Annotated in this window: 20 protein-coding genes; 15 read left to right on the top strand and 5 right to left on the bottom strand. The window is 71.7% G+C overall.

The features are described 5' to 3' along the window. Nucleotides 1-138 precede the first annotated feature (138 nt). From ASE25_RS12135 to arc, 3 genes are read left to right on the top strand one after another with little or no spacing between them, the layout of a single operon-like run. Nucleotides 139-624: a single-stranded DNA-binding protein gene (locus ASE25_RS12135; protein WP_082619898.1), complete on the top strand. Its 486-nt coding sequence runs from the start codon at nt 139-141 to the stop codon at nt 622-624. Nucleotides 625-635: 11 nt separating this feature from the next. Then, nucleotides 636-1,808, top strand: a complete 1,173-nt coding sequence (locus ASE25_RS12130; RefSeq protein ID WP_082619849.1) for a tRNA (adenine-N1)-methyltransferase — start codon at nt 636-638, stop codon at nt 1,806-1,808. Between the two features lie 56 nt (nt 1,809-1,864). Continuing rightward, nucleotides 1,865-3,628: a proteasome ATPase gene (gene arc / locus ASE25_RS12125; protein ID WP_056825591.1), complete on the top strand. Its 1,764-nt coding sequence runs from the start codon at nt 1,865-1,867 to the stop codon at nt 3,626-3,628. A gap of 75 nt (nt 3,629-3,703) precedes the next feature. Here arc and ASE25_RS12120 read toward each other — a convergent pair whose 3' ends face one another. Genes ASE25_RS12120 through ASE25_RS12110 form a run of 3 tightly spaced genes read right to left on the bottom strand, consistent with a single transcriptional unit; the run spans nt 3,704 to nt 6,127 of the window. After that, entirely contained in the window at nt 3,704-4,102 is a 399-nt protein-coding gene (locus tag ASE25_RS12120) for a DUF3054 domain-containing protein (protein ID WP_056776999.1), read from the bottom strand. Continuing rightward, nucleotides 4,099-5,088 carry a ribose-phosphate pyrophosphokinase gene (locus ASE25_RS12115; RefSeq protein ID WP_056777002.1) on the bottom strand — a complete coding sequence of 330 codons (990 nt, stop codon included), beginning with the start codon at nt 5,086-5,088 and terminating at the stop codon, nt 4,099-4,101. Before ASE25_RS12115 ends, ASE25_RS12120 begins: the two co-directional genes overlap by 4 nt. Nucleotides 5,089-5,128: 40 nt before the next feature. Beyond that, a complete protein-coding gene (locus tag ASE25_RS12110; RefSeq protein WP_056825590.1) occupies nt 5,129-6,127 on the bottom strand; it encodes an alpha/beta hydrolase in 999 nt (332 codons plus the stop codon). A 195-nt stretch (nt 6,128-6,322) separates the two neighbouring features. Between ASE25_RS12110 and ASE25_RS12105 the strand changes: the two genes are divergently transcribed. From ASE25_RS12105 to prcA, 5 genes are all read left to right on the top strand, one after another. Further along, entirely contained in the window at nt 6,323-8,851 is a 2,529-nt protein-coding gene (locus tag ASE25_RS12105; RefSeq protein ID WP_235508652.1) for a lysylphosphatidylglycerol synthase domain-containing protein, read from the top strand. Between the two features lie 78 nt (nt 8,852-8,929). Next, nucleotides 8,930-10,450, top strand: coding sequence for a depupylase/deamidase Dop (gene dop, locus ASE25_RS12100; protein ID WP_304437917.1), 1,521 nt, complete (start codon nt 8,930-8,932; stop codon nt 10,448-10,450). Nucleotides 10,451-10,788: 338 nt separating this feature from the next. After that, nucleotides 10,789-10,995 (top strand): ubiquitin-like protein Pup, encoded by a 207-nt coding sequence (locus ASE25_RS12095; protein WP_056756869.1) that lies wholly within the window; start codon nt 10,789-10,791, stop codon nt 10,993-10,995. Further along, entirely contained in the window at nt 10,992-11,825 is an 834-nt protein-coding gene (gene prcB / locus ASE25_RS12090) for a proteasome subunit beta (RefSeq protein ID WP_056777011.1), read from the top strand. The genes ASE25_RS12095 and prcB overlap by 4 nt, the downstream gene beginning before the upstream one ends. Beyond that, complete coding sequence (gene prcA / locus ASE25_RS12085) at nt 11,822-12,634, top strand: proteasome subunit alpha (protein WP_056825586.1); 813 nt, start codon at nt 11,822-11,824, stop codon at nt 12,632-12,634. The genes prcB and prcA overlap by 4 nt, the downstream gene beginning before the upstream one ends. A gap of 113 nt (nt 12,635-12,747) precedes the next feature. On the opposite strand, the gene ASE25_RS12080 is transcribed toward prcA, so the two are convergent. Continuing rightward, nucleotides 12,748-13,974, bottom strand: a complete 1,227-nt coding sequence (locus ASE25_RS12080; RefSeq protein WP_056825585.1) for a hypothetical protein — start codon at nt 13,972-13,974, stop codon at nt 12,748-12,750. 296 nt (nt 13,975-14,270) lie between these two features. Between ASE25_RS12080 and pafA the strand changes: the two genes are divergently transcribed. The 3 genes from pafA (at nt 14,271) to ASE25_RS12065 (ending at nt 17,234) form a co-directional block, all read left to right on the top strand. Further along, nucleotides 14,271-15,662: a Pup--protein ligase gene (gene pafA, locus ASE25_RS12075; protein WP_056777019.1), complete on the top strand. Its 1,392-nt coding sequence runs from the start codon at nt 14,271-14,273 to the stop codon at nt 15,660-15,662. 134 nt (nt 15,663-15,796) lie between these two features. Next, nucleotides 15,797-16,792, top strand: a complete 996-nt coding sequence (locus ASE25_RS12070; RefSeq protein WP_056825583.1) for an FKBP-type peptidyl-prolyl cis-trans isomerase — start codon at nt 15,797-15,799, stop codon at nt 16,790-16,792. Nucleotides 16,793-16,847: 55 nt separating this feature from the next. Continuing rightward, nucleotides 16,848-17,234, top strand: coding sequence for an FKBP-type peptidyl-prolyl cis-trans isomerase (locus tag ASE25_RS12065; RefSeq protein WP_020144225.1), 387 nt, complete (start codon nt 16,848-16,850; stop codon nt 17,232-17,234). 85 nt (nt 17,235-17,319) lie between these two features. Here ASE25_RS12065 and ASE25_RS12060 read toward each other — a convergent pair whose 3' ends face one another. Further along, complete coding sequence (locus tag ASE25_RS12060) at nt 17,320-18,432, bottom strand: DUF3866 family protein (RefSeq protein ID WP_056825581.1); 1,113 nt, start codon at nt 18,430-18,432, stop codon at nt 17,320-17,322. A gap of 78 nt (nt 18,433-18,510) precedes the next feature. Between ASE25_RS12060 and ASE25_RS12055 the strand changes: the two genes are divergently transcribed. The 4 genes from ASE25_RS12055 to tatC all read left to right on the top strand — a co-directional run bounded on the left by ASE25_RS12055 (nt 18,511) and on the right by tatC (nt 21,947). Next, nucleotides 18,511-19,542 (top strand): YafY family protein, encoded by a 1,032-nt coding sequence (locus ASE25_RS12055; protein ID WP_056825579.1) that lies wholly within the window; start codon nt 18,511-18,513, stop codon nt 19,540-19,542. After that, complete coding sequence (locus tag ASE25_RS12050) at nt 19,539-20,531, top strand: YafY family protein (RefSeq protein ID WP_056777031.1); 993 nt, start codon at nt 19,539-19,541, stop codon at nt 20,529-20,531. Before ASE25_RS12055 ends, ASE25_RS12050 begins: the two co-directional genes overlap by 4 nt. Before the next feature lie 204 nt (nt 20,532-20,735). Further along, the gene (gene tatA / locus ASE25_RS12045; RefSeq protein ID WP_056777035.1) at nt 20,736-21,101 is read left to right on the top strand and encodes a Sec-independent protein translocase subunit TatA; all 366 of its coding nucleotides are present in this window, start codon (nt 20,736-20,738) and stop codon (nt 21,099-21,101) included. Between the two features lie 39 nt (nt 21,102-21,140). After that, on the top strand, nt 21,141-21,947 hold the full coding sequence (tatC, locus tag ASE25_RS12040; protein WP_235508651.1) for a twin-arginine translocase subunit TatC: 807 nt from the start codon (nt 21,141-21,143) through the stop codon (nt 21,945-21,947). The last annotated feature ends 3 nt before the right edge of the window (nt 21,948-21,950 follow it).

Raw genomic sequence — 21,950 nt, 5'->3', positions numbered from 1 at the left:
GCCTCGATGCCGTCCGCCGTCCACACCCCCTCGTCGGCTCGGCCGGTCGTCCACAGGGGTGGCGCGCTCGGCAGCGAGCCCGGCACGGACGCGTCACCGTTGGCGCAGGGCCCGACGAGCGGGCCGGAGGGAGGCACCATGAGGACGAGCCGGAGCGAGACGACGACGGGCACTGGCGCGGTCGCGTCCCGGTCCGCGAGGAGCCCACGTCGACGTGCGCCCGAGGGGACCGCCGACGAGGCGACGCCGGACGCCGCGTCGGTGCCGGGGCGCAACGAGGTCGTCCTGAGCGGGCGGCTCGGCGCCGAGGCGGAGGAGCGCGAGCTGCCGAGCGGTGACCGCATCGCGACGCTGCGCGTCGTCGTGCCTCGCGAGCCGCCGCCCGGGCGCCGCCGCGCGACCGCCGACGAGCCCAGGCGGGCGACGGTCGACACCATCGACGTCGTGTGCTGGACGGCGGCAACCCGTCGGAGCGCGCTCCGTCTGCGCGGGGGCGACGTCGTCGAGGTCGAGGGCGCGCTCCGTCGGCGGTTCTTCGGCGGGGCGGCAGGTCGCCAGAGCCGCTACGAGGTCGAGGCGACGGCCCTCCGCAGGGTGTCCGGAGGAGGTCGCGCCGGCACCTAGACTGTGCTCCCATGACCGCTCCCACGACCGACGCCGAGCAGCCCGACGCCGAGCACGCCAGGCCCGACGCCGAGCCCGACGCCGAGCCCGACACGAGCGGGGGTCCGGAGCGGTCCGACGTCCCGGGCGCGCACGACCGCCGTGGCGTCTTCGAGGTGGGGGAGCGCATCCAGCTGACCGACCCGAAGGGTCGTCTGCACACGATCACGCTCGAGCCCGGGCGCGAGTTCCACACGCACCGCGGCTTCCTGCGCCACGACGACCTCATCGGCTCCCACGACGGCTCCGTCGTGACGAACACCGCCGGGGTCGAGTACCTCGCCCTGCGGCCGCTGCTCAGCGACTACGTCATGTCGATGCCCCGCGGCGCGGCGGTCGTCTACCCGAAGGACTCGGGCCAGATCGTGCAGATGGCCGACATCTTCCCGGGGGCGACGGTCGTCGAGGCCGGCGTCGGCAGCGGTGCGCTGTCGATGTCGCTGCTGCGCGCCATCGGTGAGCGCGGCCGCCTGCTGTCGTTCGAGCGTCGCGAGGACTTCGCGGAGATCGCCCGCGGCAACGGCCGCGCGTTCTTCGGCGGTGACCACCCGGCCTGGACCGTCACGGTCGGTGACCTCGTCGAGTCGCTCCCGTCCGTCGCCGAGGCCGGGACCGTCGACCGGGTCGTGCTCGACATGCTCGCGCCCTGGGAGTGCCTCGACGCCGTCTCCGACGCGCTCATCCCCGGCGGCGTGCTCATCTGCTACGTCGCCACGACGACCCAGCTGAGCCGCGTGGCCGAGGGCATCCGCGCCCACGGCGGCTTCACCGAGCCCTCCGCCTGGGAGTCGCTCGTGCGCGGTTGGCACCTCGAGGGGCTCGCCGTGCGTCCCCAGCACCGGATGCACGGGCACACCGGCTTCCTCATCACGACGCGTCGGCTCGCTCCCGGCGTCGTCCCGCCCGAGCGCAAGCGTCGTCCGGCCAAGGGCGCCTACGGCGACTCGGGTGACGCCGGCACGACGTCCGTCGACGGCCCGGACGCCCCGGCGGGTGCCCCCACGCCCGTCGCCGGCTCGACGGCCTCGACGGACATCCCTGCGGACGCGTGGACACCCGAGGCGCTCGGCGAACGCATCAAGAGCGACAAGACGATCCGACGCGTCCGCCGATCACTGGCTGAAACGTCCGACGACATCGGCTGACACGGGGTTAGGGTCGAATCGTCACTATGTGCGAGTGACGGATTGAGGAGGCCGAGATGTCTGATGACGTCCGCAACCCAGACCCCGAAGGTGCCGCCGGCGCCGGAGTCCCCGGAGCGGGGGACCGCGAGCTCGCAGCCCTGCGCGCCGAGGTCGAGTCGCTGCGCCAGGTGGCGCGACACTCGCCCCAGCGCACCCGTGAGCTCGAGGCGCGGCTGGCCCACGTCCAGACGAGCCTGTCGACGCTGTCGTCCCAGAACGAGCGCCTCGTGCACACGCTCAAGGACGCGCGCGAGCAGATCGTCACGCTGAAGAAGGAGGTCGACCGTCTCGCGCAGCCGCCGAGCACCTACGGCCTCGTCGTCGACCCGCCCGAGGACGGCTCGATCGACATCATCACCGGTGGCCGGAAGATGCGCGTCGCCATCAGCCCGTCGGTCGACCAGCTGGAGCTCGGCCTCGGCCGTGAGGTCATGCTCAACGAGGCCCTCAACGTCGTCTCCGTCCACGGCTACGAGCGCGTGGGCGAGGTCGTCACGGTCAAGGAGCGTCTCGACGACGACCGCGTCGTCGTCGTGACGCACGGCGACGAGGAGCGCGTGTGCCGCATCGCGACGCCCCTGCTCGGCGAGCACTTCCGCGTCGGCGACTCCCTCACCCTCGACCCGAGGTCCAACTTCGTCCACGAGGTCGTGCCCAAGCTCGAGGTCGAGGAGCTCGTCCTCGAGGAGGTGCCCGACGTCGAGTACGAGGACATCGGTGGCCTCGCCGGCCAGATCGAGGCGATCCGGGACGCCGTCGAGCTGCCCTTCCTGCACCCCGAGCTCTACAAGGAGCACGCGCTCAAGCCGCCGAAGGGCGTGCTGCTCTACGGTCCTCCCGGCTGTGGCAAGACGCTCATCGCCAAGGCGGTCGCCGCGTCCCTCGCCCGCCAGGTCGCCGCTCGCACGGGCAAGCAGACCGAGAAGAGCTACTTCCTCAACATCAAGGGCCCCGAGCTGCTCAACAAGTACGTCGGCGAGACCGAGCGGCACATCCGGCTCATCTTCCAGCGGGCCCGTGAGAAGGCCTCCGACGGCACGCCCGTGGTCGTCTTCTTCGACGAGATGGACTCGCTCTTCCGCACCCGCGGATCGGGCGTCTCCAGCGACGTCGAGACGACGATCGTGCCGCAGCTGCTCGCCGAGATCGACGGCGTCGAGCGCCTCGACAACGTCATCGTCATCGGCGCCTCCAACCGCGAGGACATGATCGACCCCGCCATCCTGCGACCGGGCCGTCTCGACGCCAAGATCAAGATCGAGCGCCCCGACGCCGAGAGCGCGCGTGACATCTTCAGCAAGTACCTCACCGAGTCGCTGCCACTCCACGAGCACGACCTCGCCGTCAACGGCGGTGACCGCGACGCGACCGTCGAGGCGATGATCACGGCCGCCGTCGAGCGAATGTACTCCGAGATGGAGGAGAACCGCTTCCTCGAGGTGACCTACCAGGGCGGCGACAAGGAGATCCTCTACTTCAAGGACTTCAACTCGGGCGCGATGATCCAGAACATCGTCGACCGGGCCAAGAAGCTCGCGATCAAGGACTTCCTGACGACCGGCCAGAAGGGCATCCGCGTCGAGCACCTGCTCAACAGCTGCGTCGACGAGTTCAAGGAGAACGAGGACCTGCCCAACACGACCAACCCCGACGACTGGGCGCGGATCAGCGGCAAGAAGGGCGAGCGCATCGTCTACATCCGCACGCTGCTCAAGGGCAAGGACGGCACCGAGCCGGGCCGGTCCATCGCGACGGCCAACACCGGCCAGTACCTCTGACCCGAGGCGTGTGCCGTGTGGCCGGGACGCGTCCCGGCCACACGAGGCCTCTCGACGGGTCTGGGCCGGGTGGGGTCAGGCGCGGCGCGGTGACGAGCGGGCGCGGCGGACGGCATACGCCCCGAGGGCACGCCAGCCGAGCAGGAAGAGCGCCAGCACGACCGAGGCGACCACGACGAAGCTGACGGCCGTGCCCGACCCGACCGCGTGCCGCAGCAGCATGCCGACGAGGACGGTCGCGAACCACACGGTCACGCCGGGGGCGACGTCGAGCGGCCATGACCGGCGCACGACCCGCACGACGAGCCAGCCGAGGCCGGTCCCGACGAGGAAGGGCCAGGCCGTCGACAGGACGCCGAGCACCGGGCTCGACTCGTCGTGGCTCGCGCGACCGACCGCGGCGAAGACGAGGACGAGCACGACGTCGAGGAGCAGCGCGACCGCGGGGCGGCGCCACCAGACGGGTCGGTTCATGAGGGCGTGTCGAAGGGGAGCTTGGCCTGCGGCGGTGCGTGGGTGGGGTCGACGCCCTCGAAGAGCGAGCTGACCGAGCGGCCGTGGTGGATGCGGCTGATCGCCTCGGCGAAGAGGGCCGACACCGACCGCACCTTGAGCTCGGGCCAGCCGTCCGGCGCCGGGACGGTGTCGGTCGTGACGACCTCGGTGACGAAGGGGTGGTCACGCAGCCGCTCGACGGCCTTGCCGGCGAAGAGGCCGTGGGTGCAGACGATCGCGGCCTCGGTCGCGCCGGCGTCCTTGAGGCGGTCCATCAGCTCGAGCATCGAGCCGCCCGTCGCGATCTCGTCGTCGAGGATGATCGCCCGGCGACCCGAGACGTCGCCGACGATCGAGTCGATGACGACGCGGTCGTCGGCCACCCGCTGTTTCGAGCCGGCCGCGACGGGCAGCCCGAGCAGGCGGGCGAACTGGGTCGCGACCTTGGCGTTGCCGAGGTCGGGGCTGACGACGATCGAGTTGTCGAGGTCGTTGTCGCGGAAGTGGTCCGCGAGGACCCCGATCGCCGTCAGGTGGTCGACAGGCGTCGAGAAGAAGCCGTGCACCTGGGGAGCGTGGAGGGCCATGGTCAGGACCCGGTGGCAGCCGGCCGTCGAGATCATGTCGGCCACGAGCCGTCCGCCGAGGGAGATGCGCGAGGCGTCCTTCTTGTCGGAGCGGGCGTAGGCGTAGTGCGGCATGACCGCGGTGATCTGAGCCGCCGAGGCGCCACGCGCCGCGTCGATCATGAGGAGCAGCTCCATGAGGTGCTCCTGCGTCGGCGGCACGAGCGGCTGGACGATGTAGACGTCGCGCTGGCGGCAGTTGGCGAGCAGCTGTGCCTGCAGGCAGTCGTTGCTGAACCGTTTGATGTCGACGGGGGACCGGGTCACCCCGAGATGCGAGCAGATCCGGTCGGCCAGGGCGGGGTGCGCCGAGCCGCTGAACACGACGACATCGTTCACTTCGAGACCATCCCTCACGAGACTCGCGTGCGTTCGCAGACTATCCGACCGTTCCCGGTCGCGCGTGCCGGGCGACCCACTGGGCGAGCTCCGCGCGAGCGGCGCCGCCGACCCGGGTGGCCCCGGGAAAGCTCATGAAGCCGTGCGGGACCCGAGGGTAGTTGGTGTGCTGCACCTCGACGCCTGCTGCGCGGAGGGCCTCGGCGTAGGCCGTCCCCTCGTCGCGGAGCGGGTCGAGGTCGGCCGTCTGGACGAGCGTGGCGGGCAGTCCGGTGAGGTCGTCGGCGTGCAGCGGTGAGACGAGGGGGTCGAGCGGGTCGAGGGCGTCGTCGCCGTCGCCGAGGTAGTGCGCGAGGAACGCGTCCATGTCGCTGCGGGTGAGGATCGGTGCGGCCGAGTGCTGGGCCACGGACGGCGAGCTCATCGTCGCGTCGACAGCCGGGTAGACGAGGGCCTCGTAAGCGACGTCGGCACCACCCTCGGAACGGAGCACCTGGGCGGCCACGGCCGCGAGGTTGCCGCCGGCCGAGTCGCCCGCGAGACCGAGACCGGTGTGCCGGACGCCGTCACCGGCGGCGTCGGAGGCGGCCCAGCGGGTGGCGTCGATGCAGTCGTGGGCGGCCTGGGGTGCCCGGTGCTCCGGGGCGAGGCGGTAGTCCACGTTGAGCACGGCCACCCGGGTGCGGTCGGCGATCCAGGCGCAGATCGGGTCGTAACCCCTCGTGTTGCCGAGCACCCAGCCACCTCCGTGGAACCACAGCAGTGCGGGAAGGGCCTCACCCGCGGCGTCCTTCGGACGGTAGGTGCGGACGGCGACGGGGTGGCCGTCCCGGGCGGCGAAGGTCGTCTCCGCGATCTCGACCCCGGACGGTACCGGACCCGTGACCCACGTGAAGGGCAGCCGCGCAGGGGCGAACCACGCTCTGCTGCGGGCGATCTCGTCACCGGAGAGCATCCGGGAACCGTCGCGGGTGCGGCTCAGCACGCGGGCGAGCAGCTTGGTGCGCAGGGGCATGTCCCACGAGTCGGTGACCGTCACGGCGTCAGTCTCGCACCGCTTCCTGATGGTCGGCGCACCGGGCGCCTGCACGCCCGCGCGGCGACGCTGCGGCCATTCGGGCCGCGCCTCAGGCAGGATTGGCCCATGCCCGGCGACTCGGAGAGGACGCAGCCCCCCACGGACGGGGCCGTCTCCGGACCCGCCGAGGCATCGGACGACACCACGGGGGAGACCATGCGCCGGACGGCGGAGCACGTGCAGGACCAGACCGGGGAGCGTGAGGAGCGCGCCGACGCGACGGCGGGGGAGCCGGTCGCCGAGGCCGGAACCGAGGCCGGAACCGAGGCCGGAACCGAGGCCGGAACCGGGGCCGGAGCCACAGCCGGAGACGACGGGCTGCCCGGAGTCGAGGTCATCGAGCCGCCCATCCCCGAACGGGTGCGCCGTCCCGCCGACGGCGTCCGTCTGGCCGCTGCCGTCGTCCTGCTCGTGCTCGGTCTCGTCGCGGCCGACGTCGCCTCGGGCACGCGCGGTGCGGTCGAGCAGGACCTCACCGATGCGACGAGCGGGCTTCCCCGGCTGCTGCTCACGCTGCTCGGCTGGATGAGCGGCATCGGCGTCCTGCTCCTGCCGATCGGCGTGGGCGCGGATCTGCTCGTGCGCCGTCGCCCCATGCAGCTCATCCAGGCGCTCGGTGCCGCTGTCGTCGGCGGTGTCCTCGTCATCGTCCTCGCCGTGCTCGTCCACTCGGGCAACGGCGGTTTCGTCACCGACGTGCTGACCCGACCCACCCCGACGGGCCGCACCGGTCCGCTCGACATCGTCATCGTCTCGATGGTCGCGCTGCTCACCGTCGCCGACATCTCCGGCCGCAAGTGGATCTCGCCGATCGCGACGGTCGTCGTCATCGCGACGCTCGTCACGACCCTGCTCTCGGGGGCCATGACCCTCGCGGCCCTCGTCAGCTCGCTCCTGCTCGGCTGGATCGTCGGCCTCGCCTTCCGCCTCGCCTTCGGCGTGACCTCCACCCGTCCACCCGGGGTGGAGGTCGCCGCGGTGCTCGTCGCGGGCGGTGTGCCCCTGACCCGCCTCGAGCTCATCGACGCCAACGACGCCGGTGACCGCCGCTACATCGGGACCACCCACGACGGGACGCTCGACGTCCACGTCATCGACCGCGACACCTTCGGGCTCGCCTCGGGTCGACGCCTGCTGCGCGTGCTGCGGCTGCGGAGCGGCTTCACTCGACCGCCGGCGCTGACGCTGCGCTCCGAGATCGAGCACCGGACCCTGATGGGTCTGGCCCTGCACGACGCCGGCATCCGTGCCCCTCGGCCGGTCGCCGTGTCCGAGGTCGGTCCCTTCTCGGCCGTCATCGCCTACGACGAACCGCGGGGCACCCCGCTGACCGAGGTCGACGGGGACCTCGACGACGCCCGGCTCGCCGCGATCTGGCGGTTGGCCGCCACCTTGCACCGACGTCGCCTCGTGCACCGGCAGCTCGGACCGTCGACGATACTCGTCGACGACCACGGGCGGGTCGCCCTGTCCCGGCTGGGCAGCGGGGACGTCGCGGCCGACGACATCAGCCTGCGCATCGACCTCGCCCAGCTGCTCACGACCGTGGCACTGGCCGTCGGCCCCGAGCGGACCGTGGACTCGGCCGTCGCAGCCCTCGGCGAGGACGCCGTCCTTCGGGCCGTTCCGGTGCTCCAGCCGGTCGCCCTGAGTCCCGACGCGCGGGTGGCGCTCAAGGAGTCCAAGTCGGTCATGGGGGAGCTGCGCGAGCGGCTGGTCGCGCTGCGCCCCAAGGCAGAGGCCGTCGAGCCCGTCCAGCTGCGTCGCATCTCGGCGCGCGGCGTCGTCACCCTGCTCGGTGGGGGCATCGCCGGCTACCTGCTCCTGACGCAGCTGGCCCAGGTCGACATCGGCCAGGTCGTCAGCACGGCCGACTGGCGCTGGGCCGCCCTGCTGCTGCTCTTCGCGGCCGCCACCTTCGCCGGTGCCTCCATCGCGCTCGCCGGCGCCGTCCAGATCCACCTCAGGTTCATCCGGACCTACATGACGCAGCTCGCCGTGGCGTTCAGCGGCCTCGTCGCCCCGGCGGCCGTCGGCAACATCGCGCTCAACACCCGCTACCTGCAGACCTCCGGCCTGTCCCCGACGATCGCCGGTGCCAGCGTCGGCGTCGCGCAGGTGGCCCAGTTCTGCTCGTACTTCGTCCTGCTCGTCATCTCCGGTGTCCTGGCCGGCACCGGCCCGGCGGTCTCGTTCAGCCCGTCCCCGGTGCTCGTCGCGGCGATCCTCGTCGTCGTCATCCTCGCCCTCGGGCTGCTCGCGCTGCCCAAGGTCCGGGCCCTGCTCACCGACCGCGTGCTCCCGCAGGTCAAGTCGGCCGTCCCGCAGGTCCTCGCCGTCCTCCAGCATCCAGCCAAGCTCACCCAGCTGCTCGCCGGGGCGCTCCTGCTCGACATGTCGTTCGTCGCCGCGCTCGTGTGCGCCACGAGGGCCTTCGGTGCCGATGCGCCCGTCGCATCGATCGCGGTCGTCTACTTCGCCGGCGCCATCGTCGGCTCGGCCGTCCCGACGCCCGGTGGCCTCGGCGGCATCGAGGCCGCGATGTCGTTCGGGCTCATCTCCATCGGCGTCGACAGCGGCACCGCCGTCTCGTCCGTCCTGCTCTACCGGCTCGCGACCTACTGGCTGCCGATCCCGTTCGGGTGGTTCTCGCTCAACCGGCTGCAGAAGGTCGGGGCCATCTAGCCGGGTCGGACGGCATACGCCCTCGGTCCGGACGAGACCGGACGCGGCGCGCGCGGTCGGGACGGTTATCGTCGGGCCATGACGGTGCGGCGGATCATGGGGCTCGAGACCGAGTACGGCATCTCCGTGCCCGGCGACCCGATGGCCAACCCGATGTTCCTGTCGGGCCAGGTCATCAGCGTCTACGCCGCCGCGCAGGGGATCCGGTCCAACCAGTCGAGCTGGGACTACGCCTTCGAGGACCCGCTGCGCGACGCGCGCGGCTGGCAGCTCGACCGGCAGACCGCCGACCCGAGCCAGCTGACCGACATCGAGGACCCGACGCTGGCCAACGTCGTGCTGACCAACGGCGCCCGCTACTACGTCGACCACGCCCACCCCGAGTACAGCTCTCCCGAGGTCACCCTGCCGCGCGACGCCGTGACCTGGGACCGGGCGGGTGACGCGATCGCGCTCGAGTCGGTGCGCCTGCTCGCCGGTCGTCCGGGGCAGCCGCCGGTCAACCTCTACAAGAACAACGCCGACGGCAAGGGCCAGTCCTACGGCACGCACGAGAACTACCTCATGCCACGGCGCACCGCGTTCCCCGACATCGTGCGGCACCTCATCCCGTTCTTCGTGACGCGTCAGGTCGTCTGCGGTGCCGGCCGGGTCGGGATCGGCGTCGACAGCAGGGGAGCGGGCTACCAGATCTCCCAGCGCGCCGACTTCTTCGAGACCGAGGTCGGCCTCGAGACGACCCTCAAGCGCCCGATCATCAACACCCGCGACGAGCCCCACGCCGTGGCCGACCGCTACCGGCGCCTCCACGTCATCATCGGCGACGCGAACCACCTCGACGTCGCGACCCTGCTCAAGACCGGCACGACGTCGCTCGTGCTCGGGATGATCGAGGACGGCCACCTCACCGAGGACTGGTCGGTCCGCCGACCGGTCGCCGCACTCCAGACCGTCTCGCACGACCCGACGCTCACCGCGACCGTCGAGCTCGTCGACGGACGCAGCGTCACGGCGCTCGACCTCCAGTGGATGTACCTCGAGGCCGCCCGCGTCTGGCTCGACCGGCGCGGCGACGACCCCGAGGCCGAGGCGACCGCCGAGGTCATGGGCCTGTGGGAGGAGGTCCTCACCGGTCTCGGGCGCGACGTCATGTCGTGTGCACCCCTGCTCGACTGGGTCGCCAAGCTGCAGCTCCTCGAGGGCTACCGGGCCCGTGACGGCCTCGCCTGGGACGACCACCGACTCGCGGCCATCGACATCCAGTGGGCTGACGTGCGCCCCGAGAAGGGGCTCGTGCACCGGCTGCGTGACCGCGGGCTGCTCCGTGACCTCGTGACGCCCGAGGAGGTCAAGGCGGCCCAGACGACGCCACCGGAGGACACCCGCGCGTGGTTCCGTGGCGAGTGCGTCCGCCGCTTCACCGGCCAGGTCTTCTCGGCCAGCTGGGACTCGGTCGTCTTCGACGTGCCGGGTCGGGCCAGTCTGCAGCGGGTCCCCATCCTCGAGCCGGAGCGCGGCACCCGGGCGCAGGTCGGCACGCTGCTCGAGCAGAGCGCCGACGTGGGCGAGCTGCTCCGCGGCCTGGCCACGCCCGAGTAGGCAACGCCACGGCCTCCTCGGCCCTGCGCACCCCAGCGTGCACGAGCGCCTCCACGGCGCGGTCCCGAGCAGCACGACCGCCCGCAGTCTCAGCCCCTCAAAGGGGCGGTGCCAGTCCGATCTCGTCCGGGCCCACCCCGTGTGTCCTGGAGACATCTCGCCGAGCGGTTGCCGACCGTGTCGGTCGGCGCCGTCCGCCGGTGGCCGTCGGTTCCCGGGCGCCGTCGTGAGCAGCGCCGGGGGAGAGGCGCGTCCACCGTCGGCGGTGGGTGCTCGGACCGCGGGGCGCACACGGGTTAGGGTCGGGGGACGAGGTCGTTCACGTCTGGGAGGTAGCCATGCCGGGTCAGGAGCACGTCAAGCCGCAGCGTCGTGACGAGGAGCCGCCGGAGACACCGGAGGCGCCGCCGACCGCGCCCGCCGGGGCTGCCGTCAAGGAGGGCCTGTCCGACGACATCGACAGCGTCCTCGACGAGATCGACGGTGTCCTCGAGTCGAACGCCGAGGAGTTCGTCCGCGGTTTCGTGCAGAAGGGCGGCCAGTGACCCAGTGGTCCCCGGGGCGGCCTCGGCGGCTCGACGACGCCTTCCTCAGCGCGGGGTCCTCGTCGTTCAGCGAGTTCGTCTCCGCCTACCGTCCTGAGCTGCTGCCTTCGGGTCGGCGCCTGCCGTCCGGGGCGAGCATCGAGGCGCCGCACGGCACGACCATCGTCTCGCTGCTCTTCGACGGGGGAGTCGTCATGGCCGGCGACCGCCGCGCCACGATGGGCAACGTCATCGCCAACCGGGACATGGAGAAGGTCTTCGCCGCCGACGACTACAGCGTCGTCGGGATCGCCGGCACGGCCGGGATCGCGATCGAGCTCGTCCGGCTCTACCAGGTCGAGCTCGAGCACTACGAGAAGATCGAGGGCGCCATCATGTCGCTCGAGGGCAAGGCCAACCGCCTCGCCTCGATGATCCGGGGCAACCTCTCCCTCGCCATGCAGGGCCTCACCGTGGTCCCGACCTATGCCGGCTTCGACCTCGAGTCGGCCACCGGGCGGATCTACTCCTACGACGTCACGGGCGGCTGCTACATCGAGGGTGGTCACCACTCGACCGGCTCGGGATCCGTCTTCGCCCGCGGCGCCCTCAAGAAGCTGTGGCGGCCGGGTCTCGAGGAGCAGCAGGCGGTGTCGGTCGCCATCGAGGCGCTCTACGACGCCGCCGACGACGACTCCGCCACCGGTGGCCCCGACCTCGGCCGCCAGATCTGGCCGACCGTCGCCGTGGTGGACCACTCCGGCGCCCGGTTCGTCGCGTCCGACGTCCTCGAGGGACACGTGCAGCGCGTCGTGGCCGCCCGTCGCGACAACCCGGGAGGCGCCCGATGAGCATGCCGTTCTACGTCCCGCCCGAGCAGGTCATGAAGGACCGGGCCGACTTCGCGCGCAAGGGGATCGCGCGTGGACGCTCGGTCATCGTCGTCGGCTACGACCGCGGCATCGCGTTCGTCGCCGAGAACCCCTCGCGAGCCCTGCACAAGGTGTCGGAGATCTACGACCGCATCGCCTTCGCCGCGGTCGGTCGGTACAACGAGTTCGAGAGCCTGCGGGTCGCCGGCATCCGCTATGCCGACCTGCGCGGCTACTCCTACGACCGCACCGACGTCACGGCTCGGGCCCTCGCCAACACGTACGCCCAGACGCTCGGGGCAGTGTTCACCCAGGAGTCCAAGCCGTTCGAGATCGAGATCGTCGTGGCCGAGGTCGGGGTCGACAGCGACACCGACCAGATCTTCCGGCTCACCTACGACGGGTCGGTCGCCGACGAGCAGGGCTTCGTGGCGATGGGCGGCGCCAGCGACGCCGCCGAGGAGCGTCTCGGCACGGGCTGGCGGCCGGGCATGACCCTGGCCGAGGTCCTGCGACTGGCCGTCGACGTGCTCGGTGCCGGCGAGAACGGCGAGCGCCGCGCCCTCGACGAGGGCCAGCTCGAGGTGGCGGTGCTCGACCGCGACCGTCCCCGGCGCTCGTTCCGGCGCATCGTCGGTCCGCTGCTGACGCGGTTGCTCGTCGAGGCGCCTGGGGCCGCCGAGGTCACCGCCGGTCCGGGGTCGACGGAGACCGTTGCGGGAGAGGGTGGTTCGGCGAGCTCAGCGAGCCCCGCGGACGGTCCCGGATCCCCGACACCGCCTTCCTGACGAGCCGGCAATCGCACCGAGGTGCACACGACGAAGGCCGCCCACCGAGATGGTGGGCGGCCTTCGTGTCGCGCGGTGTGCAGTGACCCCGGCTCTGGGGCCACGACGGTGCGTCAGCGGCGCTGCGCGCCGACCCGGTCGCTCGAGGCGCTGCGCTGGTAGTACGACGACTGGTCCGAGCCGTACGACGAGCCCTCGCCCGCTGCGTCGTCCTGCTCCTCGTCGCCCTGCTCGGCGTCGGCGTCGGCCGCGGGCTGAGCGTCCTCGTCGGCCTGCTCGGCCTTCTCGGCGTCGGACGAGACAGCCTCGGGGGAGGTCTGCTCGGCGCTCTCGTCGTCGGCATCCGAGGCCTGCTGGACGGCCGGGACGGGCTGCTGGACGTCGGCCACCTGCGGCGGCTGCGCCGGCTTGTCCGGGGCGCCGAGCGTGTCCATGAGGGCACCGCCGCCGAGGGTGGCGAGCATCTGACGGACGTTGCCGAGCTGCGCGGTGATGCTGTCGCGCTGGGCCGTCGCGGCGGCGAGCTCGCGGTCGGACTCCTCACGCAGGCGTGAGGCGTGGTCGCGCGCCTCGGACACGATCTGGTCGGACTGGGCCTGGGCGTTCTCGAGCAGGCGCTCGGCCCTGGCGCGCATCTCGTGCGCGTCGTGCTCGGCACGCTCGGTCAGCTGACGCAGGCGGGACTCGCTCTCGTTGAGCGCGGCCTCCTGCTGCTGGCGACGAGCCTCGAACTCGGCGTCGGCCGACTCACGGCGCGCAGCGAGCTTGACCTCGAGCTCGGCGGACGCGGTGGAGGCCTTGAGGCGGTGCGACTCGTACTCCGCCGCGGCCTCCTGCCGCTGGGCCGCGGTGACGCTCTGGGCCTCGGCAACGATGGCCTGAGCCTCGCGGTTGGCCTGCGCGATGATGCGGACGGCCTCCTCGTCGGCGCGGGCGCGAGCCTGCTCGGCGTAGGTCGCGGTCGTCGCCTTGAGCTCGGAGGCGGCCCGGTTGGCGCGCTCGCGGATCTCGTCGGCCTCGCCGTTGGCCCGGGTGCGCATCTCGCCGGCCTCCTGGTCGGCGAGCGCCAGGATCTGGGCGATGCGCTCACCGAGGTCGGCGAACGTCTGGGCCGGGGCGGGCGAGCTGTTCTTCTTGAGGTCGGCCATGACCCGCGACTGCTGACCCAGCTGTCCCCGGAGGTCGGTGAGGGCGGCGTTGAGCTTGGTCAGCTCGACGCTCCGCTCGGCGGCATCCTTCTTGGCCGCCTGCAGGGTGCGGTTCTGCGACTCGATGAAGGAGTCAACCTCTTCGGGCTCGTAGCCGCGGCGGGAGAACTTGAAGTGCGGTCTGTCGATCATTTCCGTCCAATGCAGGGGATCGTGGAGGGGTACGGCAAGAGGGGACAGCGGCCATTGTGACAGCCACACCAGACTGACTATCACAGACGTCGGCCTGTGGGACACCGTGCCGGAACGATCGTCGCGACACCGAGACACGGACCGGCCCCGCGCCCGTCGGAACCCCCTGGGAGGGTCGTGCCGGCGCCTCGGGCGGGTGGCTCGGCAGGTCTGCTCGCGCCCGGATGGGCGCGAGCAGCCGCGCCGACGGGTGGTCGTGCCCGACGGCCGCGGGACCCGCCGCCTAGAGTTGGTTCATGGAGCGGCGGATCTTCGGGATCGAGAACGAGTACGGCGTCACCTGCACCACGCAGGGCCAGCGTCGGCTGACTCCGGACGAGGTCGCCCGCTACCTCTTCCGCCGCGTCGTCGCCTGGGGCCGGTCGAGCAACGTCTTCCTCGGCAACGGCGCCCGGCTCTACCTCGACGTGGGGTCCCACCCGGAGTACGCCACCGCCGAGTGCGACTCGGTGCGCGAGCTCGTCATCCAGGACAAGGCGGGGGAGCGCATCCTCGAGGGCCTCGTCGAGGACGCCCAGGGCAGGCTGCGTGACGACGGCGTCGAGGGCGAGATCTTCGTCTTCAAGAACAACACCGACTCCGCCGGCAACTCCTACGGCTGCCACGAGAACTACTGCTACGGCCGGTCGGGCGACTTCCAGCGCGTCTCCGACATGTTCATCCCGTTCCTCATCAGCCGTCAGATCACGTGCGGCGCCGGCAAGGTCGTCGCCACCGCGCACGGGGCGAGCTTCGCCGTGAGCCAGCGCGCCGACCACATCTGGGAGGGCGTGTCGTCGGCCACGACCCGGAGCCGGCCCATCATCAACACCCGGGACGAGCCGCACGCCGATGCCGAGAAGTACCGCCGCCTGCACGTCATCGTCGGCGACTCCAACATGTCCGAGACGACCAACCTGCTCAAGGTGGGCAGTGCCGACCTCGTCCTGCGGATGATCGAGTCGGGCGTCGTCATGCGCGATCTCTCCATGGAGAACCCCATCCGCGCGATCCGGACGATGAGCCACGACCCGACGGGACGGGCCACCGTCCGGCTCGCCAACGGCCGCGAGCTGTCGGCCCTCGACATGCAGCGCGAGTACCTCGACAAGGCCATCGAGTTCGTCGACCGCGAGGGCATGGACAGCCCCGACACGAAGCAGGTCATCGACCTGTGGGGCCGGGCCCTCGACGCCATCGGGTCGGGTGACCTCGCCGCGATCGACACCGAGATCGACTGGGTCATCAAGTACCGCCTCATCGAGCGCTACCGCGCCAAGCACGGGCTCGCGCTCACCGACGCGCGGATCCAGCAGATCGACCTCGCCTACCACGACATCAACCGGCGACGCGGCCTCTTCTACCTGCTCCAGCGCCACGGGCGGACGGCCCGCGTCTCCTCCGACGTCGAGATCTTCGAGGCGAAGGTGCGCCCGCCGCAGACGACGCGGGCCAAGCTGCGCGGCGACTTCATCCGTGCCGCGCAGGCCCACGGCCGGGACTTCACGGTCGACTGGGTGCACCTCAAGCTCAACGACCAGGCGCAGCGCACCGTGCTGTGCAAGGACCCGTTCCGCTCGGTGGACGAGCGGGTCGAGCGCCTCATGGAGACCATCGACCGGTCGCCCACGATCCAGCGACCGCTCTGACCCACGGGTGCCGACCGGACCTGTGCGGACCTGTCAGTGCGCTGTGAAGCGCGCACAAGGGTGAGCGTTACAGTGGCTGGGATTTGCCCTGCGGGACCTCCACGCCCGCCCGCCCCGACCGAAAGTCTTCCCCTGTGCGCCCCAACCGTCCGGCCGCTCGCACGGCCGTTGCCCTGATCGCTGCCCTCGGCCTGACCACCCTCGCCGCCTGCGGGTCCAGCTCGTCCGGCTCCTCCGGCTCCGCCACGACGACCGTCGCGGCCTCGGCTGCCCTCAAGGGCGTCACCGCCACCGGCGCCGTCGACCTCAAGACGGCCCCGAAGGTCGCCCTCGGTGCGACGCCGATCAGCTCGAAGGCCGTCGAGCACAAGGTGCTGACCCCGGGCACCGGCAAGGCCGCGACCAAGGCCGACACCGTGCGCCTGCGCGCCCAGATCTACAACGGCACGAGCGGCAAGCTCATCGACGACGGCTACGCCGCCGGCCGGTCCGCGGAGGCCTACCGCCTCGGCCGCACCGACATCGTCGCCGGCTTCACCGAGGGTCTCGTCGGTGCCACCAAGGGCGGCCGCATCGCCTTCACGATCCCGCCCGAGAAGGGCTTCGGCACCGCAGGCAACGACCAGCTCGGCGTCAAGGGCACCGACACCATCGTCGTCGTCGCCGACATCCAGGACGTCCACACGCCCCTGACGCAGGTCGACGGCACCCAGACGGCCGCACCCGCGGGCCTGCCCACCGTCGAGTTCAAGAACGGCCCGACCAAGGAGCCCACCGTCACGGTGCCCAAGACGACGGCCCCGACGACGACGCAGCAGGCCACGCTCGTCCAGGGCACCGGCGCGACGGTCCAGAAGGGCCAGACCATCAGCGCCCAGTACCACGGCGTCCTCTGGAAGGACGGCAGCGTCTTCGACTCCTCGTGGCAGCGTGGCGCGGCCGCGGACTTCCCGATCGGCGTCGGCGGCGTCATCCCCGGTTGGGACAAGACGCTCGTGGGCAAGAAGGTGGGTAGCCGCGTGCTGCTCGTCATCCCGCCGGCGGACGGGTACGGCAAGGCGGGCAGCGCGCCCAAGATCTCCGGCACCGACACGCTCGTCTTCGTCGTCGACATCCTCGACGCGTACTGACCGCGGTACCCACCGCACCACCGACCGAGTTCACCGACGAAAGGGAACACGCAGCATGGCACTCGACCCGAACCGCACGAAGCCCGAGATCGACTTCCCGGAGGGTGACGCGCCCGCCGACCTCGTCGTCGAGGACCTCATCGAGGGTGACGGCCGCGAGGCGAAGGCCGGTGACACGGTCAGCGCGCACTACGTCGGCGTCGCGCACTCGACGGGCGAGGAGTTCGACTCGTCCTGGAACCGCGGCAGCGCCCTCGACTTCCGTCTCGGCGTCGGCATGGTCATCCCCGGCTGGGACAAGGGCATCGAGGGCATGAAGGTCGGCGGTCGGCGCAAGCTGACGATCCCGGCCCACCTCGCCTACGGCGAGCGTGGCGCGGGCGCTGCCATCAAGCCCGGTGAGACGCTGATCTTCGTCGTCGACCTCGACGACGTCAGATAGGACTGGCTCGCTTCGCTCGCCGGGCTCGGCGCGCCTGACGTCACGCCTTCCCTCCCCGACTCGCTCGCTGCGCTCGCATCGCTCGTCAGTCCAGGCGGGACGCGCGCCGAACCAGCCCGGCGGCATACCGCCCCGCGACGGCCGCGCCGAGAAATCCGGCGCGGTCGTCGTCGTATCCGCGCCCCATCGTGCGCAGCGGCACCGGTGTGTCGCGCAGCGCCGCGTCGAGCCCGTCGGTCGCCACCTCGTGGAGCGTCAGCCGTCCCCGGCTCGAGGCGCACAGGGCCCGGGCCTGCTCGAGCACCCGCACGCCCACCTCGCCGGGTAGCAGGGGCACGGGCACGTCGCCGGGCACGAGCGACACGCGGCCGTATGCCGTCAGGCTGTGGTGCGAGACCCCGCGGTGCCGCTCGCGCGGGTCGGCCTCCGAGATCCGCAGGGAGCAGACAGGGCGGCCGCCGAGGGTCCCCGCGGCGTTGACGGCCTCGCCCGACGACGTGCCGGAGAAGCCCCACCGCGTGCCCGTGCCGAGGTTGCCCGGCCCCTGCGACACGACGACGACGTCGGCGCCGACGACATGGTGCGCGGCCAGCAGGCCGGTGTGGACGTTCACCGCCTCGAGGTCGCCTCCGAAGGCCTGCCCGACCGTGATCGCCGCCTCGAGCCAGCCGGCCTCGCGCAGGCCGGCCACGGTTCGGGAGAAGTCGATGGGCAACGCGCCACCGTCGGTCATGACGTAGGCGACCCGCAGGGACGGCTGGGAGTCACGCACGCCCGCGAGCACCGCCGGCAGGGCCGAGTGGAGGTCGGCCACGACGACCGGAAGACCGTCGACGTCGTCGGCGTCGGCCAGCACGGCGTGGTGCTCGCTGTCCTGCTCGTCGACGCCGAGGACCATCGTCTGGGAGGGCGTGTAGCGCGCCTTGACGACGTGGCCCGGCACGGCCGTGACGTCGGCGACGGGACGGGGGAGCGCGTCGGGGGCGGCGACGACGATGGCCAGTCCGCCGGTGCCCAGCCCTCGCTCGAGGGCGGTCGTGTTGAGCAGCACGGCGGTCCCGGGGGTGAGGTCGCCGACGACGTCGACGTAGCCGAGCGCCCGGACGACGTCACCGGGCGGAAGCCGGACGGCATACTCGACCGCGCCCGCCCAGCGGGACCGCACCTCGACCACGACACCCCGGCGCCACTGGATCATGGGGTGACCCTATTCGATCGCATGTTCGGGTAGCGTCGGACTGCCCCCCACGCGCCGCGCCCCTTCAGGAAGGTCTCGATGAGCCCTGCGTCTGCCTCGGCCGACAAGACCGAACGGCTGCTCAACCTCATCCTCGCGCTGAAGTCCGCGCGGCGACCGGTGTCGAAGCAGAAGATCCGCGAGTCGCTGCCGGCCTACGCCGCCGCGACCTCCGACGAGGCCTTCGACCGGATGTTCGAGCGGGACAAGGACGAGCTGCGCGAGATGGGCATCCCCATCACGACGACGGTCCTCGACGTCCTCTTCGACGACGAGGTCGGCTACCGCATCGACGCGAGCGAGACCACGCTGCCGGCGATCAGCTTCGAGGCCGACGAGGTCGCCGTCCTGGCGCTGGCCGCCCGCGCGTGGTCGACGGCGAGCATCTCGGGTGCCGCGTCCGCGGGCCTGCGCAAGCTGCGCCTCTCGGGCGTCGAGATCGACGAGTCCGTGGCCGCGGGTGCCGAGCCGCGCATCCGCACCAAGGAGCCGGCCTTCGAGGCCGTCCACGCCGCGGTGTCGGCCCTGCAGCCGATCACCTTCGACTACCGCAAGAACGACGGGGAGCTGACGACCCGTCACGTTCAGCCGTGGGCGCTGAAGAACTGGCACGGACGCTGGTACCTCACCGGCTTCGACGTCGACCGTGGCGACGAGCGCGCCTTCCGTCTGAGCCGCTTCGAGGGCACCGTCCGTCGCAAGGGACGTCCGGGTTCGTATGCCGTCCCGTCCGACCACGTGCCCGAGGTGGCCCTCGAGGCGCAGCTGCCCGAGCCCGAGGGCACCGCTGTCGTGCGGGTGCGGCACGGGAGGGGCCACACCCTGCGCCGGTACGCCCAGCGCACGACCGAGGTCGACGAGCGGTGGGCCGAGATCGAGGTGCCCTACCGCCGCGGCACGACCGAGCGCGACGTCGTCGCCCTCGGCACGCACGCCGTCGCCGTCTCGCCGCCCGAGCTCGTCGACGGGGTGAGGTCCGCGCTCCGGGCCGTGCTGGACGCACAGACGGTGCCGGCGGGGCAGGGTGGCCGGCCCGACGACGTTCCGGTCCGGACGGGGGAGCACGCATGAGCGCCACACGACGCACGGCGGCACGCCGCGTGCCCGAGACCGCCACGCAGCGCCTCGGTCGGCTGCTCGACATGGTCCCGTGGCTCCTCCAGCACCGGGGCGTGTCGATCGCCGAGGCGGCGCAGGAGTTCGGGGTCGACGAGCACCAGGTCGTCGAGGACCTCGAGCTGCTCTTCGTCTGCGGGACCCCCGGCTACGGCCATGCCGAGCTCATCGACGCGCAGTGGGACAGCGGCCACATCTACCTCGACAACGCCGACGACATCGCGGCCCCGATGCGCCTGACGCGTGACGAGGCCGTCACCCTGACCGCCGGACTGCAGGCCCTGGGGTCGACGCTCGTCGGCTCCGACGTCGCCGAGCGCACCCTCGGGAAGATCCGCGCCGCGGCCGCGACGACCGTCGGCGAGCCCACGGGCCGCATCGACCTCGACCTCGACGACGGGAGCCAGCACACGGCCATGGCGACCCTCAAGGGCGCCTTCGCCCGCGGTCGTCGGGTCCACCTGCGCTACTACGTCGCGACGCGTGACGAGTCGACCGAGCGTGACGTCGACATCATGCGGATCCTCAACCTCGACGCGCAGTGGTACGTCGAGGGCTACTGCCACCGCGCCGAGGACGTCCGGCTCTTCCGGCTCGACCGCATCGAGGACGCGTCGGTGCTCGACCTCGACGGCACGCCGCCCGCCGACGCCCGTCCGCGCGACCTCGACGACGTCTTCGTCCCCGGCGAGAACGACGTCACCGTCGTCATCGAGGCCAGCCGGTGGGCGGCGTGGATCGCCGACTACTACCCCAACGAGGGCGTGGAGCGCGGGCCGGACGGGTCGCTGCGGGTCACGCTCAAGGTGGCCGACCCCGCGCTCGTGCGTCGGCTCGTGCTGCGTCTCGGGGGAGAGGCGCGCGTGCTCGAGCCGCCCGAGCTCGTCGATGCCGTCGCCGTCGAGGCCCGGTCCGCGCTGGCGGCCTACGGCCCGAACGGCTGAGCACCGGACGCGCCGACGGTGTCGAGGCCGGGGAACCTGTGTCCATCAGGTGACCACGGGTGCCCACATAGCGGTCAGTTGGCCGTTCTCACGGGCGCCGCACGGTCCAGGTTCACCGGGCGCACGTATGCTGGACACCTGCAGCACCGAGGCTGCACCATGACGGTTCGGATCCGGACCGGCTTTCGACGAGGAGACGTAACCATGCCCAACCTGGGTGCCCCCGAACTCATCATCATCGCGGTCGTGCTCATCGCCCTGTTCGGCTGGAAGAAGCTCCCCGACATGGCCCGCAGCCTCGGCCGTTCCGCCCGGGTCTTCAAGTCCGAGGTGGACGAGCTGAAGAAGGACGGCAAGCCCGTCCCGAGCGACGCATCGCAGACGACCGTGCCGGGTGACGTCGTGGACGCCGATGTCGAGCGCCGCGCCACCGAGGCCCGTCTCGCCGACGCCGAGCGCCGGGCCGCCGAGGCCCGCGCCGAGGCCGACCGCCTCCGTGCCGCGACCCCGAGCCCGACGACGACGCCGACGTCGGGCGCCGACGACATCCGTCGCGACACGACGTTCTGAGTGGGTCGGATCCCGACCCCATCACACGGAGCTCCCTGAATGCCGTCACTGCGACGCCAGCGCGACCCCGAGGGGCGGATGTCGCTCGGCGATCACCTCCGTGAGCTGCGCAACCGCATCACCATCAGCGCCATCGCCATCATCATCGGCGGGGTCCTCGGCTGGATCTACTACGACCAGGTCATCAACGCCCTGACCAAGCCCCTGCGTGAGCTGCAGGTCGGTCGCGAGGGCGTCGTCAACATCAACTTCGCCGGCATGACGGACGCCTTCGCGCTCCAGCTGACGACGTCACTCTTCGTCGGGCTCATCCTCGCGTCGCCGGTGTGGCTCTTCCAGATCTGGGGCTTCATCGTCCCCGGCCTGACGAAGAAGGAGAAGCTCATCGCGCGGCTCTTCGTCGTCGCCGCGGTGCCGCTCTTCCTCGCGGGGTGCTTCTTCGCCTTCATCATGGTGCCCAAGGCCGTCGCGGTCCTGCTCGGCTTCACGCCCGAGGGCGCCTACAACCTCCAGGACGGGTCGCAGTACCTCAACTTCGTCCTGAAGTTCATCGTCGCCTTCGGCTGTGCGTTCCTGCTCCCGGTCTTCCTCGTGGCGCTCAACGTCGTGGGCGTCCTACCGGCGCAGGCGATGCTCAAGGGCTGGCGGCCGGCCGTCATGATCATCCTCGTCTTCGCGGCGATCATGACGCCCACGCCCGACGCCTACACCATGCTCTTCCTCGCCAGTCCCATGGTGCTGCTCTACTTCGCCTCCGTCGGGATCGCCTTCCTGCTCGACCGGCGCAAGCAGGAGCACAAGCCCGACTGGTTGGACGTCCCCGACGACCAGGCCTCTGCCCTGTAGCGT

The sequence above is a fragment of the Terrabacter sp. Root85 genome (assembly GCF_001429185.1).
GTDB lineage: Bacteria > Actinomycetota > Actinomycetes > Actinomycetales > Dermatophilaceae > Terrabacter.
This window is presented reverse-complemented; position numbering and strand designations above follow the sequence as displayed.

Coding starts and splice junctions, on each gene's coding strand:
- pafA (WP_056777019.1), top strand. CDS start 14,271: ATGGAGCGGCGGATCTTCGGGATCGAGAACGAGTACGGCGTCACCTGC.
- arc (WP_056825591.1), top strand. CDS start 1,865: ATGTCTGATGACGTCCGCAACCCAGACCCCGAAGGTGCCGCCGGCGCC.
- ASE25_RS12105 (WP_235508652.1), top strand. CDS start 6,323: ATGCGCCGGACGGCGGAGCACGTGCAGGACCAGACCGGGGAGCGTGAG.
- ASE25_RS12120 (WP_056776999.1), bottom strand. CDS start 4,102: ATGAACCGACCCGTCTGGTGGCGCCGCCCCGCGGTCGCGCTGCTCCTC.
- ASE25_RS12135 (WP_082619898.1), top strand. CDS start 139: ATGAGGACGAGCCGGAGCGAGACGACGACGGGCACTGGCGCGGTCGCG.
- ASE25_RS12065 (WP_020144225.1), top strand. CDS start 16,848: ATGGCACTCGACCCGAACCGCACGAAGCCCGAGATCGACTTCCCGGAG.
- ASE25_RS12060 (WP_056825581.1), bottom strand. CDS start 18,432: ATGATCCAGTGGCGCCGGGGTGTCGTGGTCGAGGTGCGGTCCCGCTGG.
- tatA (WP_056777035.1), top strand. CDS start 20,736: ATGCCCAACCTGGGTGCCCCCGAACTCATCATCATCGCGGTCGTGCTC.
- ASE25_RS12080 (WP_056825585.1), bottom strand. CDS start 13,974: ATGATCGACAGACCGCACTTCAAGTTCTCCCGCCGCGGCTACGAGCCC.
- prcA (WP_056825586.1), top strand. CDS start 11,822: ATGAGCATGCCGTTCTACGTCCCGCCCGAGCAGGTCATGAAGGACCGG.
- dop (WP_304437917.1), top strand. CDS start 8,930: ATGACGGTGCGGCGGATCATGGGGCTCGAGACCGAGTACGGCATCTCC.
- tatC (WP_235508651.1), top strand. CDS start 21,141: ATGCCGTCACTGCGACGCCAGCGCGACCCCGAGGGGCGGATGTCGCTC.
- ASE25_RS12095 (WP_056756869.1), top strand. CDS start 10,789: ATGCCGGGTCAGGAGCACGTCAAGCCGCAGCGTCGTGACGAGGAGCCG.
- ASE25_RS12050 (WP_056777031.1), top strand. CDS start 19,539: ATGAGCGCCACACGACGCACGGCGGCACGCCGCGTGCCCGAGACCGCC.
- ASE25_RS12130 (WP_082619849.1), top strand. CDS start 636: ATGACCGCTCCCACGACCGACGCCGAGCAGCCCGACGCCGAGCACGCC.
- ASE25_RS12055 (WP_056825579.1), top strand. CDS start 18,511: ATGAGCCCTGCGTCTGCCTCGGCCGACAAGACCGAACGGCTGCTCAAC.